13 protein-coding genes and 1 pseudogene are annotated in these 17,596 nt (G+C 73.5%); 3 read left to right on the forward strand and 11 right to left on the reverse strand.

Annotated elements, in window-relative coordinates:
- From ACFWIS_RS13600 to ACFWIS_RS13610, 3 genes are all read left to right on the forward strand, one after another.
- Positions 1 to 204, forward strand: a 204-nt coding sequence (locus tag ACFWIS_RS13600) for a hypothetical protein (RefSeq protein WP_380523861.1), incomplete at its 5' end; no start/stop codon positions are given.
- 35 nt (positions 205 to 239) lie between these two features.
- Positions 240 to 836 carry a hypothetical protein gene (locus tag ACFWIS_RS13605; RefSeq protein WP_380463879.1) on the forward strand — a complete coding sequence of 199 codons (597 nt, stop codon included), beginning with the start codon at positions 240 to 242 and terminating at the stop codon, positions 834 to 836.
- A 511-nt stretch (positions 837 to 1,347) separates the two neighbouring features.
- Entirely contained in the window at positions 1,348 to 3,042 is a 1,695-nt protein-coding gene (locus ACFWIS_RS13610; RefSeq protein ID WP_380463881.1) for a GAF domain-containing protein, read from the forward strand.
- Positions 3,043 to 3,098: 56 nt separating this feature from the next.
- On the opposite strand, the gene ACFWIS_RS13615 is transcribed toward ACFWIS_RS13610, so the two are convergent.
- The 11 genes and pseudogenes from ACFWIS_RS13615 to ACFWIS_RS13665 all read right to left on the reverse strand — a co-directional run bounded on the left by ACFWIS_RS13615 (position 3,099) and on the right by ACFWIS_RS13665 (position 17,569).
- Complete coding sequence (locus ACFWIS_RS13615; protein ID WP_380463877.1) at positions 3,099 to 3,533, reverse strand: pyridoxamine 5'-phosphate oxidase family protein; 435 nt, start codon at positions 3,531 to 3,533, stop codon at positions 3,099 to 3,101.
- A 119-nt stretch (positions 3,534 to 3,652) separates the two neighbouring features.
- Complete coding sequence (locus ACFWIS_RS13620; protein WP_380463875.1) at positions 3,653 to 4,351, reverse strand: response regulator; 699 nt, start codon at positions 4,349 to 4,351, stop codon at positions 3,653 to 3,655.
- A gap of 171 nt (positions 4,352 to 4,522) precedes the next feature.
- On the reverse strand, positions 4,523 to 6,124 hold the full coding sequence (locus ACFWIS_RS13625; RefSeq protein WP_380463873.1) for an MFS transporter: 1,602 nt from the start codon (positions 6,122 to 6,124) through the stop codon (positions 4,523 to 4,525).
- 211 nt (positions 6,125 to 6,335) lie between these two features.
- A complete protein-coding gene (locus ACFWIS_RS13630; protein ID WP_380523857.1) occupies positions 6,336 to 6,689 on the reverse strand; it encodes a hypothetical protein in 354 nt (117 codons plus the stop codon).
- Positions 6,690 to 6,832: 143 nt separating this feature from the next.
- Positions 6,833 to 7,069 (reverse strand): CDGSH iron-sulfur domain-containing protein, encoded by a 237-nt coding sequence (locus ACFWIS_RS13635; RefSeq protein ID WP_380452994.1) that lies wholly within the window; start codon positions 7,067 to 7,069, stop codon positions 6,833 to 6,835.
- Complete coding sequence (locus ACFWIS_RS13640) at positions 7,056 to 7,748, reverse strand: HemK2/MTQ2 family protein methyltransferase (RefSeq protein ID WP_380452996.1); 693 nt, start codon at positions 7,746 to 7,748, stop codon at positions 7,056 to 7,058. Before ACFWIS_RS13640 ends, ACFWIS_RS13635 begins: the two co-directional genes overlap by 14 nt.
- Positions 7,748 to 8,800 carry an iron-containing redox enzyme family protein gene (locus ACFWIS_RS13645; protein WP_380452998.1) on the reverse strand — a complete coding sequence of 351 codons (1,053 nt, stop codon included), beginning with the start codon at positions 8,798 to 8,800 and terminating at the stop codon, positions 7,748 to 7,750. Before ACFWIS_RS13645 ends, ACFWIS_RS13640 begins: the two co-directional genes overlap by 1 nt.
- A gap of 331 nt (positions 8,801 to 9,131) precedes the next feature.
- Complete coding sequence (locus ACFWIS_RS13650) at positions 9,132 to 9,293, reverse strand: YqaE/Pmp3 family membrane protein (protein ID WP_380453000.1); 162 nt, start codon at positions 9,291 to 9,293, stop codon at positions 9,132 to 9,134.
- Between the two features lie 332 nt (positions 9,294 to 9,625).
- Positions 9,626 to 14,257, reverse strand: coding sequence for an HAD-IC family P-type ATPase (locus tag ACFWIS_RS13655; protein ID WP_380453001.1), 4,632 nt, complete (start codon positions 14,255 to 14,257; stop codon positions 9,626 to 9,628).
- A gap of 306 nt (positions 14,258 to 14,563) precedes the next feature.
- Positions 14,564 to 14,767: pseudogene (locus ACFWIS_RS13660) on the reverse strand (alpha/beta fold hydrolase); the annotation flags it as partial.
- A 150-nt stretch (positions 14,768 to 14,917) separates the two neighbouring features.
- Positions 14,918 to 17,569, reverse strand: coding sequence for a TIM-barrel domain-containing protein (locus ACFWIS_RS13665; RefSeq protein WP_380453003.1), 2,652 nt, complete (start codon positions 17,567 to 17,569; stop codon positions 14,918 to 14,920).
- Positions 17,570 to 17,596 lie beyond the last annotated feature (27 nt).

A 17,596-nucleotide genomic window follows, 5' to 3' on the forward strand; every position in this document is an offset into this window, starting at 1 on the left:
TTCCTCGCCCGGGACGGCGCCCGCGGGTGGGCCGACCTGTGCCGGCAGGTCTCCGCCGCCCACACCGCCGACGGCCTGCCCCGGCTCGCCTGGGAGGACAACCGTCCCCCGCGCGACGCGCCGTCGGATCGCGGGGCCGCCCGGTTCGGCTCGGCTCGAACCCTGTCGGGGCCGCCGTCCGTGGTACCGGTTGAGGCCGGGTGACAGCCGGCGAGGACGGACGCGGGAGGACAGCAGCGATGGCCTGGTACCAGGGGCCGAGCCGGATCACGGTGACGGCGGTGGAAGGGGATTGGCCGCAGCGCGCGGTGGTGATCGTCCGGGGAGCCGCGCCGGTGGAGATCCCGGCGACGGTCGGCGCGGTCCACCTGGTGGAGGCGGAGAGCTGGCAGCTGGCGCTGGAGCACCGGTTCGGGGCCGAGTGGTGCCCCAACATCCGTGCCGTGCAGGGGCGTTGGCAGGAGATCCGGGGCGTGCTGACCCAGCTGGTGCACAGCCGCAACCGGGACCGGGCGGGGGACCGCCGGGACCGCAACCTGGCACTGCGGATCGAGCGGGTAGAGCCGGACCGCGGCGCGCCCGGGGCCGTCCCGGCGGCGTCGCCCGCGCGCCGGACCACGACGGCGGGGGCGCCGACCACGGGGGCGGCCCCGGGCCGGCGGACGGTCACCTCCACGGCGGACCAGGACTTCCGGCGCCCGGCCGCCACCGCCCGCCCGACCACCTCCGCGAGCCCGGCCGTCCCCGCTGTTCCCGCCGTCCCGGCCCATGTTGCCGGTCCCGCAACCGCCACCCCCGGTCGGCCCGCCTCGCCGTACCGGAGCCGGGGCGTCTGACGCCGCGCCGGGTTCTGCTCCACCTCGTGCGGATCCGCGGCGTGTGCCATGTGACGCGAGCGCTTCAGGCGGCGGGTGAGCAGTCGGGTTGGCGGGTCGAGTCGACGTGGTCGGCCGCACGTGCCCGCTGAGACGCCGGCCCCTTTCGTGCTGCGCCCCGGGGCGCCCCTTGTTCTTCGACGACCCGGACCGCTTCCCGCCGGGGAGTGCGACCCTGGACTGCGCTCTGGTCATGCGCGACGTCCCCGTCAGTTGGCTGCCGCTCCCGGCCCTGGCTTCCGAGCGTGGTGCGCAACTCGCCGGCTGAGGCGCCCGGTCACACGTCACCACCGCGGGGGAGGACCGCCGTTCGGAGACGATGGGTGACCGGGAGGCCACCGGCCGGCGGCCACGGTCGGCCCCCGATGGCGATCCGCGCTGCTGGTCCGGTCCTGTTCGGCCCGGGCACGGCTCTGCGAGAATCGACCGGTCGGCAGAACAGACGAGGAGGTCTCCCTTGGGCGGGGACGAGATGCGGTCGCGGATTCCGCAGCTGCGGCTGGACGAGCTGCTGGAGGAGCTCCAGGCGCGCATCGACGCCGCTCGGGGGACCCGGGACCGGGTGCACAGCCTGCTGGAGGCGGTGCTGTCGGTGGGCCGGGAGCTGGACCTGACCCAGGTGCTGCGGCGCATCGTCGAGGCGGCCGCGCTGTTGGTGGACGCCCGGTACGCGGCGCTCGGAGTGATCGGCCCGGACGGGGAGACGCTGTCGGAGTTCCTCACTGTCGGTCTGTCCGAGGAGGAGATCGCGAAGATCGGCCCCTACCCGACGGGCCGGGGCATCCTCGGAGAGTTGATCCACCACCCCGAGGCACTGCGGCTCGCGGATCTGTCCGGTCACGGGGCGTCCTACGGGTTCCCGGCGAACCATCCGCCGATGCGCACGTTCCTCGGTGTGCCGGTGCGGGTGCGCGCCGAGGTGTTCGGCAACCTCTACCTCACGGACAAGCGGGGCGGGGAGGAATTCGACGCCGACGACGAGTCGGTGATCTCGACGCTTGCGGTGGCGGCCGGGGTGGCGATCGACAACGCCCGCCTGTACGAGGAGTCGCAGCGCCAGCACCGCTGGCTGGCCGCGAACGCCGAGATCACCCGCGGGCTGCTGTCCGGCAGTGCCCGCTCCCAGGTGCTGGAGCTGATCGCCCAGCGCGCGCGGGAGATCACCGGGTCGGAGCTGGCCGACGTGTCCGTCCCCGTCGCCGGCACCGAGGCAGTGCGGGTGGAGCTCGCACTGGGTGGGGACGAAGCCGAGCGGTTGGGCCTGGTGGTGCCGTTCGAAGGCTCGTTGTCGGGCGAGGCGTGTGTTCAGGGCTCACCGGCGGCGACGGCCGACCTGGCGGGCGACCCGAGGTTGACGGCGGGCCCGCGGCGCTTCGACGGCCTGGGGCCGGCGGTCGCGGTGCCGCTCGGCCGGGGCGCCGGGCAGGTCGAGGGTGTGCTGCTGCTGGCCAGGCGGTCAGGGGAGCAGCCGTTCACGGAGCGGGAGATCACCCCGCTGCTCGGGTTCGCCGACCAGGCGGCGCTGGCCCTGGAGCTGGCGGAGCGCCGCCGCGACGCGGAGCAGCTGGCGATGCTGGAGGACCGCGACCGGATCGCCCGCGATCTGCACGACCTGGCGATCCAGCGGCTGTTCGCGACCGGGATGACGCTGCAGAGCGCGGCCCGCTTGATCGACCACTCCGGTGCCTCGGACCGGGTGCTGCGGGCGGTCGGTGACCTGGACGAGACCATCAAGATCATCCGCTCGACGATCTTCGGCCTCCGCGCCCGGGACGACAACGCGGGCCAGGGCCTTCGCGCCCGGGTGGTGCGCGTCGTCGAGCAAGCCCAGGCGGCGCTGGGCTTCGCGCCGAGACTGAGCATGGAAGGCCTGCTCGACACGGACGTTTCCGCGGAGGTGGCCGAGCACGTGGTGGCGGTACTGGGGGAGGCGCTGAGCAACGCGGCCCGGCACGCGAAGGCCCGCCGCGTCGAGGTGGTGCTCCAGGCGGCCGGGGCACGGGTCGTGCTGACCGTACGGGATGACGGCTCCGGGATCCCGGAGCAGGGACGACGCAGTGGCCTGCGCAATCTCGCCGAGCGGGCCGAGAGCCTCGGCGGCACCCTGGAACTCGCGAGCCCGCCGGAGGGCGGGACGGACCTGGTGTGGTCGGTGCCGCTCGGCTGACCCGGGCAGGGTGCCGCTCTCATGTCGCGGGCCGGCGTTCGCCCGCCGGGCCGCACTCATGTCGCGGGCCGGCGTTCGCCCGCCGGCCTGGACTGACGCGGTAACGAGGCGGGCAGGACTCGGCCCTTCAGCAGTTCGGGCCGGATCCGGACGGTCACCTGGCCGGCGGGTCGGGCTGCCGGGGCGATCTCGGCCGGGGGAGGCTCCTCGCTCACGCCCGCCCGGCCGAGCACGGTCACGCTCCAGCCGCTGCCGTCGGTCTCGTCCACCTCGCTGACCTCGAAGGCGACGAGAGCTCCCGAGACGGCCCGGATCAGCTCGGAGTCGGCGGCGGCGCTCAGCAGCACCCCCGCGTCACCGTCGAGGAGGTACCGGGTGGGGAGGACGGCCGGCAGGGCGCCCACGGTGTAGACGACGCGGCCGATCGAGGCCGTGGCCAGGAGCCGCAGGCACTGCCGCTCGTCCAGCGACGACGTGGTGTCGGGTGTCATGGCATCGATGCTCGCGCTGCGCCCTCCGGTGGGGGAGGGGCCATTGGTCCCCGGGCGGCGGCCGGCGGGCCCGGTTCCGGGCGGGCCGGGCGGCTTTCCGGTGGGCAGCGGAGACGGGTTCAGCGGGTGGGTCGCCCGGTGCCCTGCTTCTGGACGGCGAGGGTCTCCGTGGCGATGATGGCTGCCTGGACCCGGCGCTCCACGCCGAGTTTGGCGAGCAGCCGGGAGACGTGGTTCTTGACGGTCTTCTCAGCGAGGTAGAGTCGCTGGCCGATCTGGCGGTTGGTCAGCCCTTCGCCGACGAGGGCGAGGATCTCCCGTTCCCGGTCGGTGAGTTCTGGGAAGGCCTGGGTCGGAGCGGGAGCGTCGCCCCGCAGTCGGGCCATCAGGCGGGTGGTGGCGCCGGGGTCGAGCATGGACTGACCGGCGGCGACGGTCCGTACGGCGGAGACGAGATCGGTGCCGCTGATCTGCTTGAGGACGTAGCCGGCGGCGCCGGCCATGATGGAGTCGAGCAGAGCCTCTTCGTCGTCGAAGGAGGTGAGCATCAGGCAGGCGAGTTCGGGCATGCGTGAGCGGAGTTCGCGGCACACGGTCACGCCGTCGCCGTCCGGCAGCCGCATGTCCAGGATGGCGACGTCGGGACGCAGGGCCGGCACACGGGTGATCGCCTGCTCGGCGGTGGCGGCCTCGCCGATCACGGTCAGGCCGGGCTCCGCGTCCAGCAGGTCGTGGACACCCCGGCGAACGACCTCGTGGTCGTCGAGGAGGAACACCTTGACGGGGGTGATCGACTGCTCTGCCGCGTGGTCGGCCATCGCTTCTCCGTACTTCGGGACCCGGCACCGGATGGTGCGGGCGCAACCTGCGAGGAGTCTGCCGCGTGCGCGAGCGCACCGGTAGGGCCGGAAGGCCCTGTCCCCGGCGAGGCAGCGGCCGGCGGGAGTCGTGATTTGTGGTGTCGCCGTGCCACGACCCTTCGGCGGCGGTCAGGTGCCGCGGAGCTTCGCCGGACCACCGTTCTCGCCCCGAGGTGGCCGGGTGGCGGGCAGCCGGCGGGTGAAGGGGAAGCCGGCCAAGGTGATCCCGGCGGCGGCCAGGATGCCGGCCTTCAGGCCGTCGAGCTGGGCGGCCCGGTACGCGGTGATCACGGCGTCCGCCTCCGACGGCGGGATCGAGGTCGTCGCGAGGGCGGCGGCGGCCTGGTCGGCCGGTACGAAGTTGAGCCCGGCCTCGACCTGGATCCCGGCCTGTTGGCGGACGGTGTCCGAGACCGCCGGGTCCTTCGCCAGCGCACTGGTGAAGGCACTCGCCAGGGCGCCGATCAGAATGGCGCCGATCAGCGCGGTACCGAGGGACGAGCCGAGGTTCTGGGCCGTGTACTGCAGGCCGCCGACCTCGCTGCGTTCGGATTCTCCGACGCTCGACTGCACGACGTTGCCCAGCTGGGAGGCGAGCATCCCCATCCCCAGCCCGAGCAGCGCCATCGCCAGGGAGAAGGACAGGTCGTCGAGGTCGGGCTTGATGGTGCCGAGCAGCCACAGGGCCGCGGCGAACAGCACCAGCAGGCCGACCCGGACGACGGTCCGGGGAGACGCGAACCGGCCCAGCACCGGACCGCTCATCGCGGCCACCAGCATCGTGACCGAGACGGGCAGCAGCCTCAGCCCGGTCTGGAAGGCGTCCAGCCCCTGCACGACCTGGAGGTAGAGCGGAATCGCGAAGAACAGGCCGAGCAGGACGACGTTCTGGCTGAACAGCATCAGCAGACCGGAGCGCAGGCTGGGGATGCCGAACAGCGAGAACCGCACCAGCGGGTCCGTCCGGCGAGCCTCCCAGAGGCGGAAGAGGTGGAGGAGGGCGAGGCCGAGCGCGATGACGAAGACCGTCGGGGCGAACCCGAGGACCGTGAAAGGGGCATTGCGCGGACGGAGCCATCCCCAGGAACTGCTCTGCAGGACGGCCAGCACCACGAGGGCCAGTCCGGCGACCGACAGCACCACACCGCCCACGTCGAGCCGTGGGCGGTGCTCGGGCGCCGGCTGCGGCGCGATCCAGCGCATGAGGAGGAGGATGACGACCACGAGCACGGCCTCACCGGCGAACACCAGGCGCCAGGTCAGGTACGTGGTCACCCATCCTCCGAGCAGCGGTCCCACCGCGATCCCCGCCCCGGCCAGTCCGCCGATGACCCCGTAGGCGGTCGAGCGGTCGCGGCCCCGGTACGTGCCCGCCACCAGGGCGGCGAGGGCCGGCAGCACCAGCGCGGCCCCGAAACCCTCGATGACGGACCAGCCGAGCGCCAGTACCACCAGGGTGGGCGCGACGGCGGTGAGGGTGGAGCCGACCGCGTAGACGACGAGTCCGATGACGAAGATCCGGCGGCGTCCGAACATGTCGCCGAGCTTCCCGCCGGTGATCATGAAGGCGGCCATGACCAGCGTGTAGAGAGTGATGACCGCCTGGATCGCCGTCACCTCGGTGTCGAAGTCGACCACCAGCTGGCTGATCGACACGTTCATCACCGAGGCGTCCAGCACCATGAGGAACTGTGCCATCCCGAGGATGATCAGGACCTTCCACCGACTCACCGGACCTCCAAGGGGTTCACACGCCGACTCGCGCGTCGATCCGGCCGTCGCTGATCGCGCTGAGGAGCGCGGCGTGGTCGGCGCGTCTTCCCGCGCCGATGGAGTCGGAGGTGATGGCTTCCACCCGGCCAGTGTCGCCGCCCCCCGGTGGACCGGCTCCCTCAGGCGGCTGTTCGGATGCCGCCGCCGCTCGCTCCGGGTGCTGTGGGCGTCACGCCCGTACCTGCCGGTGTCCCGGGTGCGTGGCCTCCCTGACACTGCCCTTGATGTGGGCGAGGCCGCGGGCCATGGCACCGGCCAGGAGGAACACGGCAGTGATGAAGATCCATCCGTCCCTCTCGTCGACGCCGGCGCCGACGGCCGGGGCGGGCCGCTCCGGCACGGGTGAGTCCGGCGGGGCGGGGTGCGTCATCGTCTTGGCGATCGCGACGACACCGGACAGCGCGTGCTTGATCGCGTCGGCGGCGACCACCGAGGATCCGAGCACGACCCAGCCGAGCCGTCCGATCTCCTCCGGAGCGGGCGTCGTGGGGGGACGTGATACCTGGTGGTGGATGCCGGGCATGCGTCTCGCCTCCTTTGCCGAGTTCTTGCGGAGGTGGAAGGGGTGGTCCCTCCCCCTCCCTCCCGAGGTTCGCAGAGTTCGGCCGGTGTGCCATGAGTCGTCCGGCCCATGCACGGGGGCCGGTCGTCCGGTGGCGGGCGCGTTCAGGTGTCCGTCTCTCCGTTCTTGTCGCGGTCGCGGTCGCGGTCGCGGTCGCGATGGCTGGTGTCGCAGAACGGGTAACGGCGGCTGCGGCGGCACGTGCACAGCGCCGTCACCGGGCGGTCGGCGCGGATGCTCCGGCCGTCGGGGAGCACGATCTCCACCGGGCCGTCGACCAGCACCGGACCGCTGCCGGTCAGCCGCAGGCGTGGCACCCGCTGGTCGTCACGGCCGGACACCGCGTACCACCACCAAGGTCTCCGCCCGCTCGCCGCGGGCGATCAAGCCGCGTTCCTCGAACCAGCCGGCCCGCTGCGACATGACCGGCCCGAAAGGCTGGGTCGTGGCCGCCACCACGCCGGCCCGCAGCCCGGACTGATGGAGGGCTCGGACGGTGGCGGCCGGGTCCGCCAGAGAGGACTGCACGATCAGCAGTACCCCGCGCGCGGTCAGCAGCCGAGGCGCCTGCCGGCAGATGCGGTCCAGCAGCAGGCGGCCGGTCGGCCCGGCGTCCCAGGCCCGCGCGATGCCGTGCCGGGGCGGCCGGTCCCGGGCCGAGGGCACGTAGGGCGGGTTGGACACGATGAACTCGAAGCGGCGGCGGGACACCGGGCGGGTCAGGTCGCCGTGGCGGACCTTGAGGCGCACGTGGCGCAACCGCGCGTTGGCCCAGGCGGTGGCCAGCGCGAGCCGGGACAGGTCCACGGCGGTGACTGCGGCTCCGAGTTCGGCTGCGGCCAGGGCCACGGCTCCGCTGCCGGTGCCGAGGTCGAGGAGCCGGGTCCCGGGCCGCAGCCGTTCGCGGCGCAGCGCGTCGATGAGAAGCGCGGTGTCGCCCTGGGCGGGATACACGCCAGGAGGCCGGAGGAGGAGCATGGTGTGGCGCCTGCCCGGTTCGGCCGCTCTGATCTCTGGCATCAGGTTTCCTCCGCTGTCGCGGGTGCGTCCGGCAGTGGCGTGCGCAGGGAACTGCGGCCGTGCTGCCAGCAGGTGAGCAGGTGGGTCCCGAGCCGTGCTTCCACGGTGGTGGCGGCGGCGATGCCGAAAGCGATGTCGGGGCCGAGAGCGGGGTCGTCCTCGACCAGGGGTGCGATGACGGTGTGGCGGACGAGCTGCTCGTGGACGGCGTCGGCCAGCACGTGCTCCCGGTAGAACAGGGTGCCACCCGGGGAGGCGCCCAGACGCTCCAGCGCCGCCGCGAGGCGGGCGGCGCCGGGTGGCGAGGTGATCTCCACCGTGGCGAACTGGCCGACGAGCGCGCCGCGCAGGGAGCGGTGCAGGCCGAACAGCGACATCAGGTTGACCACGGCCAGGGCGGGGGCGGGGACGTCGTCGAGGTAGTGCCCGTAGGTGGGGTCCAGGCCGAGGTCCGCCATCATCTCGGCGAACAGCTGTGCGTGGGCGCGGTCGGGGTGGCCGCCGCCGTACTCGTCGTACTGCACCGTGACGAGCGCGGCCTTGGCGGGGTTCGGCAGGCGTGGCACCACCCACATCTGCGGGTCTGCTTCCTTGAGGTGGTAGAGCGAGCGGTGCACCAGGTACTCGCGCGCCTGCCAGCGTTCCCCGTGGTCGAGGAGGTGGTGGGAGGGGCCGGTGTCCCCGCTGTCGTCGGCCAGCAGGGTGGCCAGGGCCCGGGCCAGCGGCGGCGGTTCGCCGGTCTCCTGCCGGACAGCGGTGAGGAACGCGTGCTCCAGCGCGGCTCGCGAGGTCAGCAGCCCGGGGTGCCACTCCCAGTCGGGGTCGACCTCGGCGAAGCCCCGGTAGTGCAGTTCGTAGCAGACGTGCAGGGCGAGTTGCAGGTCCTCGCCCCACGGGTCTTCGATCGGCGCGGGCGCGATCCGCGCGGCCGGGTCGGGAGGGGTGAGCAGGGCGGCGATGAGGCCGGCGCCGATGGGTCCGCGCGGTCTCGGCAGTACGGGCGGCGCGCCGGGGGAGCACCGGGCGCGGCCGATCGCGGAAGCGGGAGTCACCGTCGCTCCCGCGGCGCCGGGTGCAGTGCCAGGACCCAGCACTCGGGGCCGCCGCCGTCCCCCGGGCCGCAAGGGGTGCGGCTGCCCCACGGGTCCGCCACGGGGTCGGTCCTGATCTGCATGCTCACCTCCGTGCTCGCCGCGATCACGCCCGCGCCTACCCCACGGGTCGACCGGTAGACACGGCGGGGACGGGAAACGAGATCGGGAACAGGTTGTGCTCGCGTACCGGCGAGCATCTCCTCATCCGATCGGGTGGACCCGCCCCCGGTGCCGGGAGGCCTCGCCCTGAGCCGGGCGAGGGCGCGATGCGGACGCCGTACCGCGGACGTCAGTCCTGGACGACCTGGTAGATGCCGTAGACGACGCCGGGCACATGGCCGCAGAGCTGGAGCAGGAAGGCCCACAGCACCTTCATGCTCGGGCCGTCCTTGATGAGCACCGCCAGCCACGGCAGAACCAGACACAGCAGTACGAGCAGAACCTTCACCATGATCGCTCCTCGATATCCCCTGAGCCGCGCCGTACGGGATCAGTCCGGTGATCCGTAAGGCGCCGGACACCGCTGGCGGTGCCGAGGTGCCCGATGCAGTCCTCGACCTGCGTCCGCCGGCCGTGGCGGATCCGCGCCGGTCGTCGTCGATCGGCCTCGTGGCGGTCTTCACCTCCCTCGCCCCACCGTGCGTCGTCACACCCGACGCGGCTGCCCGCCCAGGGCGGGACAAAACGCCGACGGGGCCCGGGCCTTCAGCGGCGAGCCATGACGCCACCACCTCGGCGCGCCAGCTCGCCCCCACCGTTGGCACGGAGGTTCCCCTCGCGGGCTCACGTGCCCAGCCGCGCCCCGCGCGCCGACAGTCGCCGGTCGAGGGTCGGCATCACGCGCGGTGCCCAGGCGGCGACGGCGATCGCGGTGGCGACTCCGGCCCAGGCGACCGGGCCGAGGGGTGTGCAGCCGAAGAACCGGCTGACCAGAGGCGTCTCGATCAGGCCGACCAGTACGGCGGCCGATCCGAGGACGGTCACCAGCACCAGCGGACTGTGGCGCCGGCCGGCCAGGGTCTGGGCGAGTTGGGCGCCGACCACTCCGCACAGCGCCATCGTGCTGGTCCGCCGCGCGGAGCCCGGGGTGATCGTGCCGATCAGCCAGGCCGTGCTCGCGCCGAGTGTGGTGACGATGCCCCGGTGGCGGATCTGCCGGGTCAGCGGGTCGCCGAGCGCCGCGAGGCCGACGGGGGCGCTGTCCCCCAGGGCGGACCCGCCGTCCGGCCGCTCGTCGAGGGTCTCGTCCCGGGGAGTGACCGAGACGGCCATGGCGGGAAACATGTCGGTGAGCAGGTTGACCAGCAGGATCTGCCGGGTCGACAGCGGCGACGAGCCGGAGAGCAGTGTGCCGAGCACCGAGAAGCCGATCTCGCCGGCGTTGCCGCCGATCAGCACGCTGATCGCGTCCGCGACGCTGCGCCACAGCGCACGGCCTTCGGCGACGGCGGCGACCAGCATCGACAGGTCATCGCTGGTGATCACCAGGTCGGCCGCGTTGCGGGCCGCCGCCGAGCCGCGCGCGGCGATGCCGATACCGACGTCGGCGGCACGGATGGCGGCGGCGTCGTTCGCACCGTCCCCGACCATGGCCACCACCTGCCCGGCTTCCTGGAGCGCCTCCACCACGTGCAACTTCTGTTCGGGCGCGACCCGGGCCACCACGCCGGCCTCGCGCAACAGGCGGGTCCGCCCGGCCCGGTCCCGGGCGGCCAGCTCGTCACCCGTGACCACCACGACGTCGTCCGGCCAGCCGAGCTGGACGGCGACGGCTCGGGCGGTCCGCGGGTGGTCGCCGGTGAGCATGACGGGCCGCACGCCGGCCTCGCGCAGGTCGGCCACCAGCGGAGCGGAGCTGGGACGAGGGGTGTCGGCCAGCCCGACGAACCCGAGCAGTTCCATGCCCGCCGGGGGCCGCGCCAGCGCCTCGGAGGCTTCGTCGTCGGGCCCGAGTCGGGCACTGGCGACCGCCAGCACCCGCAGGCCGTCGGCGGCCAGGGACTGTGCGGCGGCGTCCCCGCGGGCGTTCTCGCAGGCCGGCAGGACGACCTCGGGTGCGCCCTTCACCAGCAGGAACTCCGCACCGTCCGCGCCGGTCCCCACGGCGGCCGCGTAGCCGCGGCTGGCCTCGAACGGCTGCACCGCGCCGGGTGTCCACGGCGACCCGGGCGGCGCCGCGACGAGGATCGCCTCATCGGTGGAGTGCGCGTGGACGCCCGCCTCGGCCTCGGGGGTGCGGCAGGTCAGTGCGGCGGCCTGGAGCACCGGCGCCGCATCGGCGGCGTCCGCCGGGTGTTCGGCACCGTCCGCGGTGGCGACCCGGTCCACGTGCAACCGGTTCGCGGTCAGGGTGCCGGTCTTGTCGAAGCAGACGGTGTCCATCCGGCCGAGCGCCTCCAGCGCGCGCGGGGTGCGGACCAGGATGCCGATCCGGCTGAGCCGGCGTGTCGCGGCCAGCTGCGCGACGGTCGCCACCAGCGGCAGACCCTCGGGGACGGCGGCGACGGCAACCGCCAGCCCGCCGCGGACCGCCTGTCGCACCGGCCGGCCGCGAAGCAGCGAAAGGCCGGTCACGGCGGCGCCGCCCAGCAGGGTGAACGGCAGCGTCTCGCTGGTCAGTTCGTGCAGCCGGGCCTGTACGCCGGGGGCCTGCTGGGCGCGCGAGGCCAGCTGCGCCGCTCGGCCGGCCTCGGTCTGGTCACCCGTACCGGCCACCACGGCGCGGCCGTGTCCCGCGACCACCGTGGTGCCCTCGAAGACCATGCAGTGGCGCTCGGCCACGGGAGCCTGTGGCGTGGCGTCCACCTGTTTGCCGGTCGGCAGCGATTCACCGGTGAGTGAGGACTCGTCGACCTCGAGATCCTCGGCTTCCAGCAGCCGGGCATCAGCCGGCACCACGTCACCGGTGTAGAGCTCGATCACCTCACCCGGCGTCAGCCGCCCGGCCTCCACCGTCCTGGTCCGCCCGGCTTCCAAGTCGACGACCTTACGGGCCTTTTGACGCTCACCCAGTTTGAGGCCGGCGAGCGCGCGCTCGGCGCGCAGCCGCTGCACGCCGCCGACCAGCGCGTTCACGGCCATCGCGCCGACCACCAGCAGCGCGTCCACGGTGGACCCCAGCAGCGCCGAGGCCACCGCCCCGACCAGGAGCAGCGGGGTCAGTGGATCGCGCAGTTCGGCACGCACGGCCGCCAGCAGACGGACCGTCAGGCGTGCCGGGGTGAACACGGGGAGTCGCACGGCCCTGCCCGCCATCGTCCGCAGGCCCGCCGGCACGGTCGGCTCGCGCGCCTCGGCGCCGGCTCGCAGCCGGGTCAACGCCTCCTGCGGCAGCAGGGCGTGCCAGGGCACCCGGGGCGGCGGGTGCGGCGCGCGATCGACGCTCACGCCGAGGGCGGCCCGCCAGCCGGAGGCGAGCGCGGCGGCAGCGGCGGCATTGACCGGGCTGACCCGGAAGCCGAGCGGGAAGGTGAGGAGCTTGGAACGCGCACCCCTCGTCACCACCATCAGCCCGGCGAGCGCCGCACCCGCCTCGGCGAAGACCTTGGAGTGCTCCCCGACCGCGCGTGCGGCCGGGATCGCCGCCAGCAGCCGCCACGCCCCGGTCAGTCCGTGCAGCAGCAGGACGTCCGCGCCCCAGACGACCGCACTGCGCTCGTCGGTGAGCGAGACGGCGATGTCGCTGCGCAGCAGCCCGGCCAGCACCTCTCGGCCGGCCTGGCTCAGCTCCTCTTTCGTCGCGGCGTCACCGCTCGGGACGTGAGCCACCGTCAGGACCACCCGGCCGTCGCGTTGGAGCCCTCGGACCACCTCGGCCAACGGCCTTTCTGTGCCAACGAGTTCGTCCGCGAGGGCGGCGAAGTCACCCAGTGTTCCGTCGTCCTGGACGACGACGTGGAGGCCGGCCCGGCGGGCCGCATCCAGGGCCGCCTCGGCCAGCGGGTCGATCTCCCAGCCGACCAGGACGGTGCCGACATCCTCACCGCCCGACGAGGCGATCATCAGTCCGGTGTCCGATTCGCCCTGGTCCGGCACCGGGCGCAGGTCCAACTCCACTTCCCCGCCCGGTGGTTCCCCGCCCGACCGTTGGCCGCCCGACTCCTGGCCACCCGGCTGTTGGGCGTCCGACTGCTCGGCGCCCGGCTGTTGGGCGCCCGACTCCAGGGCCGCCGTCGCGGCCTGCCACAGCCGGTCGTGGTCCCATTCGCTCACGTTCGGACTGACGTCCAGGACGGTACGCCGGGTGCTGCGCAGCGCCTGCGGGTGCAGCACCACGGTGTCCACGAGTTCCAGCTGCCGCAGCCGGTCGAGGTTGCGCACCAGGACGCCTTCGCGGGCCAGCTCCGTGCCCAGGGCCGCGGCGAAGGCGGCCGGGCCGTAGCGGGCGGCCTTCGGGTTCCCGGCCAGCAGCGCCTCGGCCGCCTCGTGCACGTCACGCGTGAACAGCAGCGCTCCGGCCGCGCCGAGCAGCGTTCCGGTGACCGCCTGGTCCCGGTACTCCTCGCCCGGGTAGCGGTGGATCGGCGGGCGGGCGACCCGACTGCCGCCCAGGCTCAGCCGCTCCGGCGCGCAGACCGTGTCGTGGGCGGCGTCGAAGGCTGCCGCCCTGGCGATGGCCTCGGTCAACTGGCCCAGTCGCAGCGCGGCGTCCAGCGCGAGGGCGGTCGGCGACTGCCCGATGCCGTGGGCGGCGGCGTTGACGCCGGCCAGCACCAGATCGGTGGCCGAGCGGCCCAGCCGGCGCCGCATGACCGTCCGGACGTGAGGGTCCTCGCGCAGCAGCGTGACACCGGCGGTGACGAGGTGCGGCGCGCTCTTCAGGCGGACCGTCCGCGCGGCGACCGCCGTGGCGATGCCCACCGCGTCGCAGGCCACGGCGAGCGCCCCGGACCGGATGCCCCCGGTGTGGCCGGGGTGCGCCGGTTCCAGGACGTCCTCGTCGGGACGTTCCAGCTTCTGCGCGGCGGCCAACTCGGTCGCCCGGTCCACCACCCGGTCGGTGACCGCGTCCTGGGTCATCTGCACGACCAGCCGGGCCAGCCCGCCGTCCCAGTAGGCGGCGAGCACGTCCGGCCGCTTGGTCAGCCCGGCCGCCACCCGCTTCGCCGCCGCTTCCACGGTCCGGGCGGTGGCACCCGGGCCGGGACGCAGCGGAAGCTGCACCCGGGATCCGGCGTGCCAGTACCCGCGCCCGGGCGTCACCGCGTTGACGCCGACCCGGCCCACCCGCACCGCCGCGGACGACACCGCCGCCGCCTCCCGCGCGGAGGCGCGCACGCCGGCCTCAGCAGCCTCGACGGCCCCCTGCACGGCAGCCCCTACCGCCGGGAGAACCCGACGGGCTCCCCGGACGGGTACCCCCAGTGCGAGGCCCAAGCCCGCTGCGGGCAACCGTGCGACCAGGTGCAGGAGCATCTCTCACCTCACGGGACCGGACCGACGCCCCTACCGGCCGGCCGTCGAGGCCGGTGATCCGGCTGCGGTCCGGCTCCGGGCCCGAAGGACGCAGCCGACGCCGGCGCCTCGGAGGCCAGGACGGGCAAGGCGCCCGCTGGCCGTCTCACCTCCTTTTCTTCGCATACCCGGCATTCCTGGACGGAAATCAGCTCCTGCCCGGTCAGTGCGCGCCGGCGGTCTTCCGGACGGTCTGAGCCGCCCGGTGTCCTTCCGTCCGGGCAGGACGTGGGGAGGCCGGGGCCCAGGGGCGGGGCGGGCCCGCGGTCACTTGGCGAGGAAGGCCGGCAGTGCCGCGTTGACCTCCTCGGCGTGGGTCCACAGCAGGCCGTGCGGTGCGCCCTCGATCTCCACGTACTCGGCGGAGGGCAGCGCGCGGTGGAAGGGCCGGCCGGTGCTGTCGACGGGCAGGATGCGGTCGGCGGTGCCGTGCACGATCAGGGCCGGCACGTCGATGCGGGGGATGTCGGCGCTGCGCGCACCGCGTGTCGTCCGGGAACGCCGGACGCCCGTCCCGGAGCCACGTGGGGGTGGCCCCGGGACAGGTGGGGGCGGTCAGGTGGTCGGCTTGGATCTACGGATCTACGGATCTACGGATCCATGCATCTGCGGATCTGCGGATCAGTGGATCAGGTGGAGGGTGAACGCCTCGGCGGTGGGGAGGGAGGGGGTCTTGACCTGGGTCACGCCGGTGGCCTCGTCGTGGTACCAGCCGGAGGGGGCGGAGTCGAGGGCGGCGGCCGAGTCGAGGTGGGGCAGCGGGCCGCCGCGGGTGACGACCAGGTGCGGGGCGGACCGGCCGTGGACGGTGAAGCGGTACGAGCGGGCGTCCGGCTTGCCGGTGTAACCGCCCTCGCTGGCGCCGACCTCGACGGTGGTGACCGGTCCATGGGCGTGGACGTCGACGCGCTGGGTGGCGGAGGAGCCCGCGCCGTACTGGCGGGTGACGCCGTCGTCCTCGTAGAGGGTGTAGCTGGAGTCGCCCTGGGGGTAGAGGTCGTAGTCGAGTTCGGTGCGGTCGCGGTTCTGCCAGGACAGCGTGCCCTGGGGCCACATCGGGACGATCGAGCCGCCCTTGACGAACAGCGGCAGGGTGTCGAGCGGGGCGGAGTAGCCGTTGATCGTGGTGGGGCCCTGGTAGGTGCGTCCGGTCCAGTAGTCGGTCCAGGTGCCCTCGGGCAGGTAGATGCCGTCGCGCACCGAGGTGTCGGAGTAGACCGGGGCGACCAGGAAGTCCGGCCCGGCGAGGAACTCGTACTTGGCGTTCGGCCCGAGGGCCGCCGGGTCGTGCGGGTACTCCAGGGCGAGCGGGCGGACCGCGCCGATGCCGGTGCGGGTGGCCTCGGCGGACAGGGTGTACATGTACGGCAGCAGCCGTTCCTTCAGCTGCAGGTACTTGCGGTTGATCGAGGTGTAGGGCTCGCCGTCCAGCCAGGGCTGCTGGTCGCGCTGCTCCTTGCCGGTCATGTCCCTGGCCCAGCCGTCCATGGTCATGATGGTCGGCAGGAAGGCCTTCCACTGCAGGTCGCGGGTGTACATCTCGGGGTCGCGGCGGAAGATCGAGCCGACGTCGCCGGTGTCGTAGGCGATGCCGGACATGGTGGCGCCGGCGTAGGTGGGGATCTGCCAGCGGATGTAGTCCCAGGACAGGCTCTGGTCGCCGCTCCACAGCACGCCGCAGCGCTGGGCGCCGGCCCAGGAGACCGGTAGCCAGACGAAGCCGCGGGCGTCGCTGTTGTCCTCGATGCCGGCCTTGGCCTGGTCGCAGGCGTTGAGGGCGAAGCCGTAGCCGTTGCCGACCCAGGCGACGTCGAGCTTGCGCACCCGGACCCCGGCCTTGACCTCCTCGGCCTGGTTGGGCAGGCCGTTCTGGGTCCACAGGCCGAGCTGGGCGTGGTCCTTGCGCAGGCCCTCGCCGGTCTGCGGGAGGTTCTCGTAGCCGCAGCCGTAGCCGTCGTTGACGAGCATCCAGCCGAGCGGCATCTGGTTCTGCACGTAGCCGTCGGCGACCTTGAGGGCGTCGGTGGTGTGGCGTTCGCCGCGGTTGGCGTTGTGCAGGTAGCAGTCGGAGTCGCCGGGTTCCAGGCCGTAGACCGGCGGCATGAAGGGCTTGCCGACCAGGGAGGTGTACTGGCCGATGACGGACTTGACGTCGCCGGTGAAGTAGTAGGCGTCCAGCCGCCGTTCCTGCTGCCCGGTGCGCACCGGCGAGCCGAAGTCGTAGATCCCGGGGGCGAAGGTGTTGCGGAAGACGCCGTAGCCGGCGGTGGAGACGTAGAACGGCTGGGAGTTGTTGTAGCCGCCCTCGTTCCAGTTGGTGCTGTTGGAGACGTGGACGGTCTGGTCGCGGTGCGAGAAGCTGCCGTTCTGTTCGCCGCCGCCGAAGAACTGCTCGTCGGCGCCGCGGGCCAGGCTCTGCCGCAGTCCGCTGGTGGACCAGCGCAGCGGGGCGTCCTCCTGCCAGATCGCGGTGCGGTTGTCGGCCTGGTAGAGGCCGAACCGCAGGGGGTGCTTGTAGACCCGCAGGACGACGTGGCCGGAGCGGATGCCGTAGTAGTCGCCGGCGTCGAACGAGGAGGTGTCGGGCTGGAGTTCGGGCTGTTTGCGGATCATCGTGAGGTCGGCCGGGTCGGTGATGGTGCCGTCCGGGGCGGCGCGCAGCCGCAGTTGGTCGTCGGCGAGGAAGTCGACCTCGGCCTTGAGGGTGCCCGCGGTGATGTCGTAGCTGCCGTGGCCGCCGCTGAAGGAGGTGAGGGCGCCCGCGTCGGCGGTCTGCGGCAGGTAGGCGCGGCCGGTGAAGGAGCCGCCGTGGACGTCGTACGGGACGACCAGTACGTGGTAGGTGCCGGAGGCCTTGGGGATCACCGTGGCCTCGGGGTCGGCGGTGCCGGCGCTCTCGGCGACCTCCTTGCCGTTGGCGTCGTAGATGTAGAGGTCGAAGTCGTCGGTGGGGCTCTGCCACTGGACGGAGATCGGCACGCCCCCCTCGGGGTTGTCGTTCCAGTAGCCGTCGGGGACGTTCACCGTGAGGTCGAAGCGTCCGCAGACCGTGCCGTCCGGGTCCTGGGCGGCGGCCGGGCAGGAACTCGCCCCGCCCGTGGTGCCCTTGGCGTAGACGGGGCTCTGCCAACTGACGTTCTGGTGGCCGCCGTCCAGCACGGCCGCGGCGGGGGCGGCGGCGCGGGCCGGCAGCACGGGGCCGGCCAAGGCGGCGATGCTGGTGAGGGCCGCCGCGAGGGCGGCTCGTCGGAGGCGGGGTCGGAGCAGGCGCACGGGGGTTCTCCTGTCGACTCGGTGGCT

The organism is Kitasatospora sp. NPDC127060, assembly GCF_042724935.1.
Lineage (GTDB): Bacteria > Actinomycetota > Actinomycetes > Streptomycetales > Streptomycetaceae > Kitasatospora.

Coding starts and splice junctions, on each gene's coding strand:
- ACFWIS_RS13605 (WP_380463879.1), top strand. CDS start 240: ATGGCCTGGTACCAGGGGCCGAGCCGGATCACGGTGACGGCGGTGGAA.
- ACFWIS_RS13640 (WP_380452996.1), bottom strand. CDS start 7,748: ATGCCAGAGATCAGAGCGGCCGAACCGGGCAGGCGCCACACCATGCTC.
- ACFWIS_RS13620 (WP_380463875.1), bottom strand. CDS start 4,351: ATGGCCGACCACGCGGCAGAGCAGTCGATCACCCCCGTCAAGGTGTTC.
- ACFWIS_RS13655 (WP_380453001.1), bottom strand. CDS start 14,257: ATGCTCCTGCACCTGGTCGCACGGTTGCCCGCAGCGGGCTTGGGCCTC.
- ACFWIS_RS13615 (WP_380463877.1), bottom strand. CDS start 3,533: ATGACACCCGACACCACGTCGTCGCTGGACGAGCGGCAGTGCCTGCGG.
- ACFWIS_RS13610 (WP_380463881.1), top strand. CDS start 1,348: ATGCGGTCGCGGATTCCGCAGCTGCGGCTGGACGAGCTGCTGGAGGAG.
- ACFWIS_RS13650 (WP_380453000.1), bottom strand. CDS start 9,293: ATGGTGAAGGTTCTGCTCGTACTGCTGTGTCTGGTTCTGCCGTGGCTG.
- ACFWIS_RS13630 (WP_380523857.1), bottom strand. CDS start 6,689: ATGCCCGGCATCCACCACCAGGTATCACGTCCCCCCACGACGCCCGCT.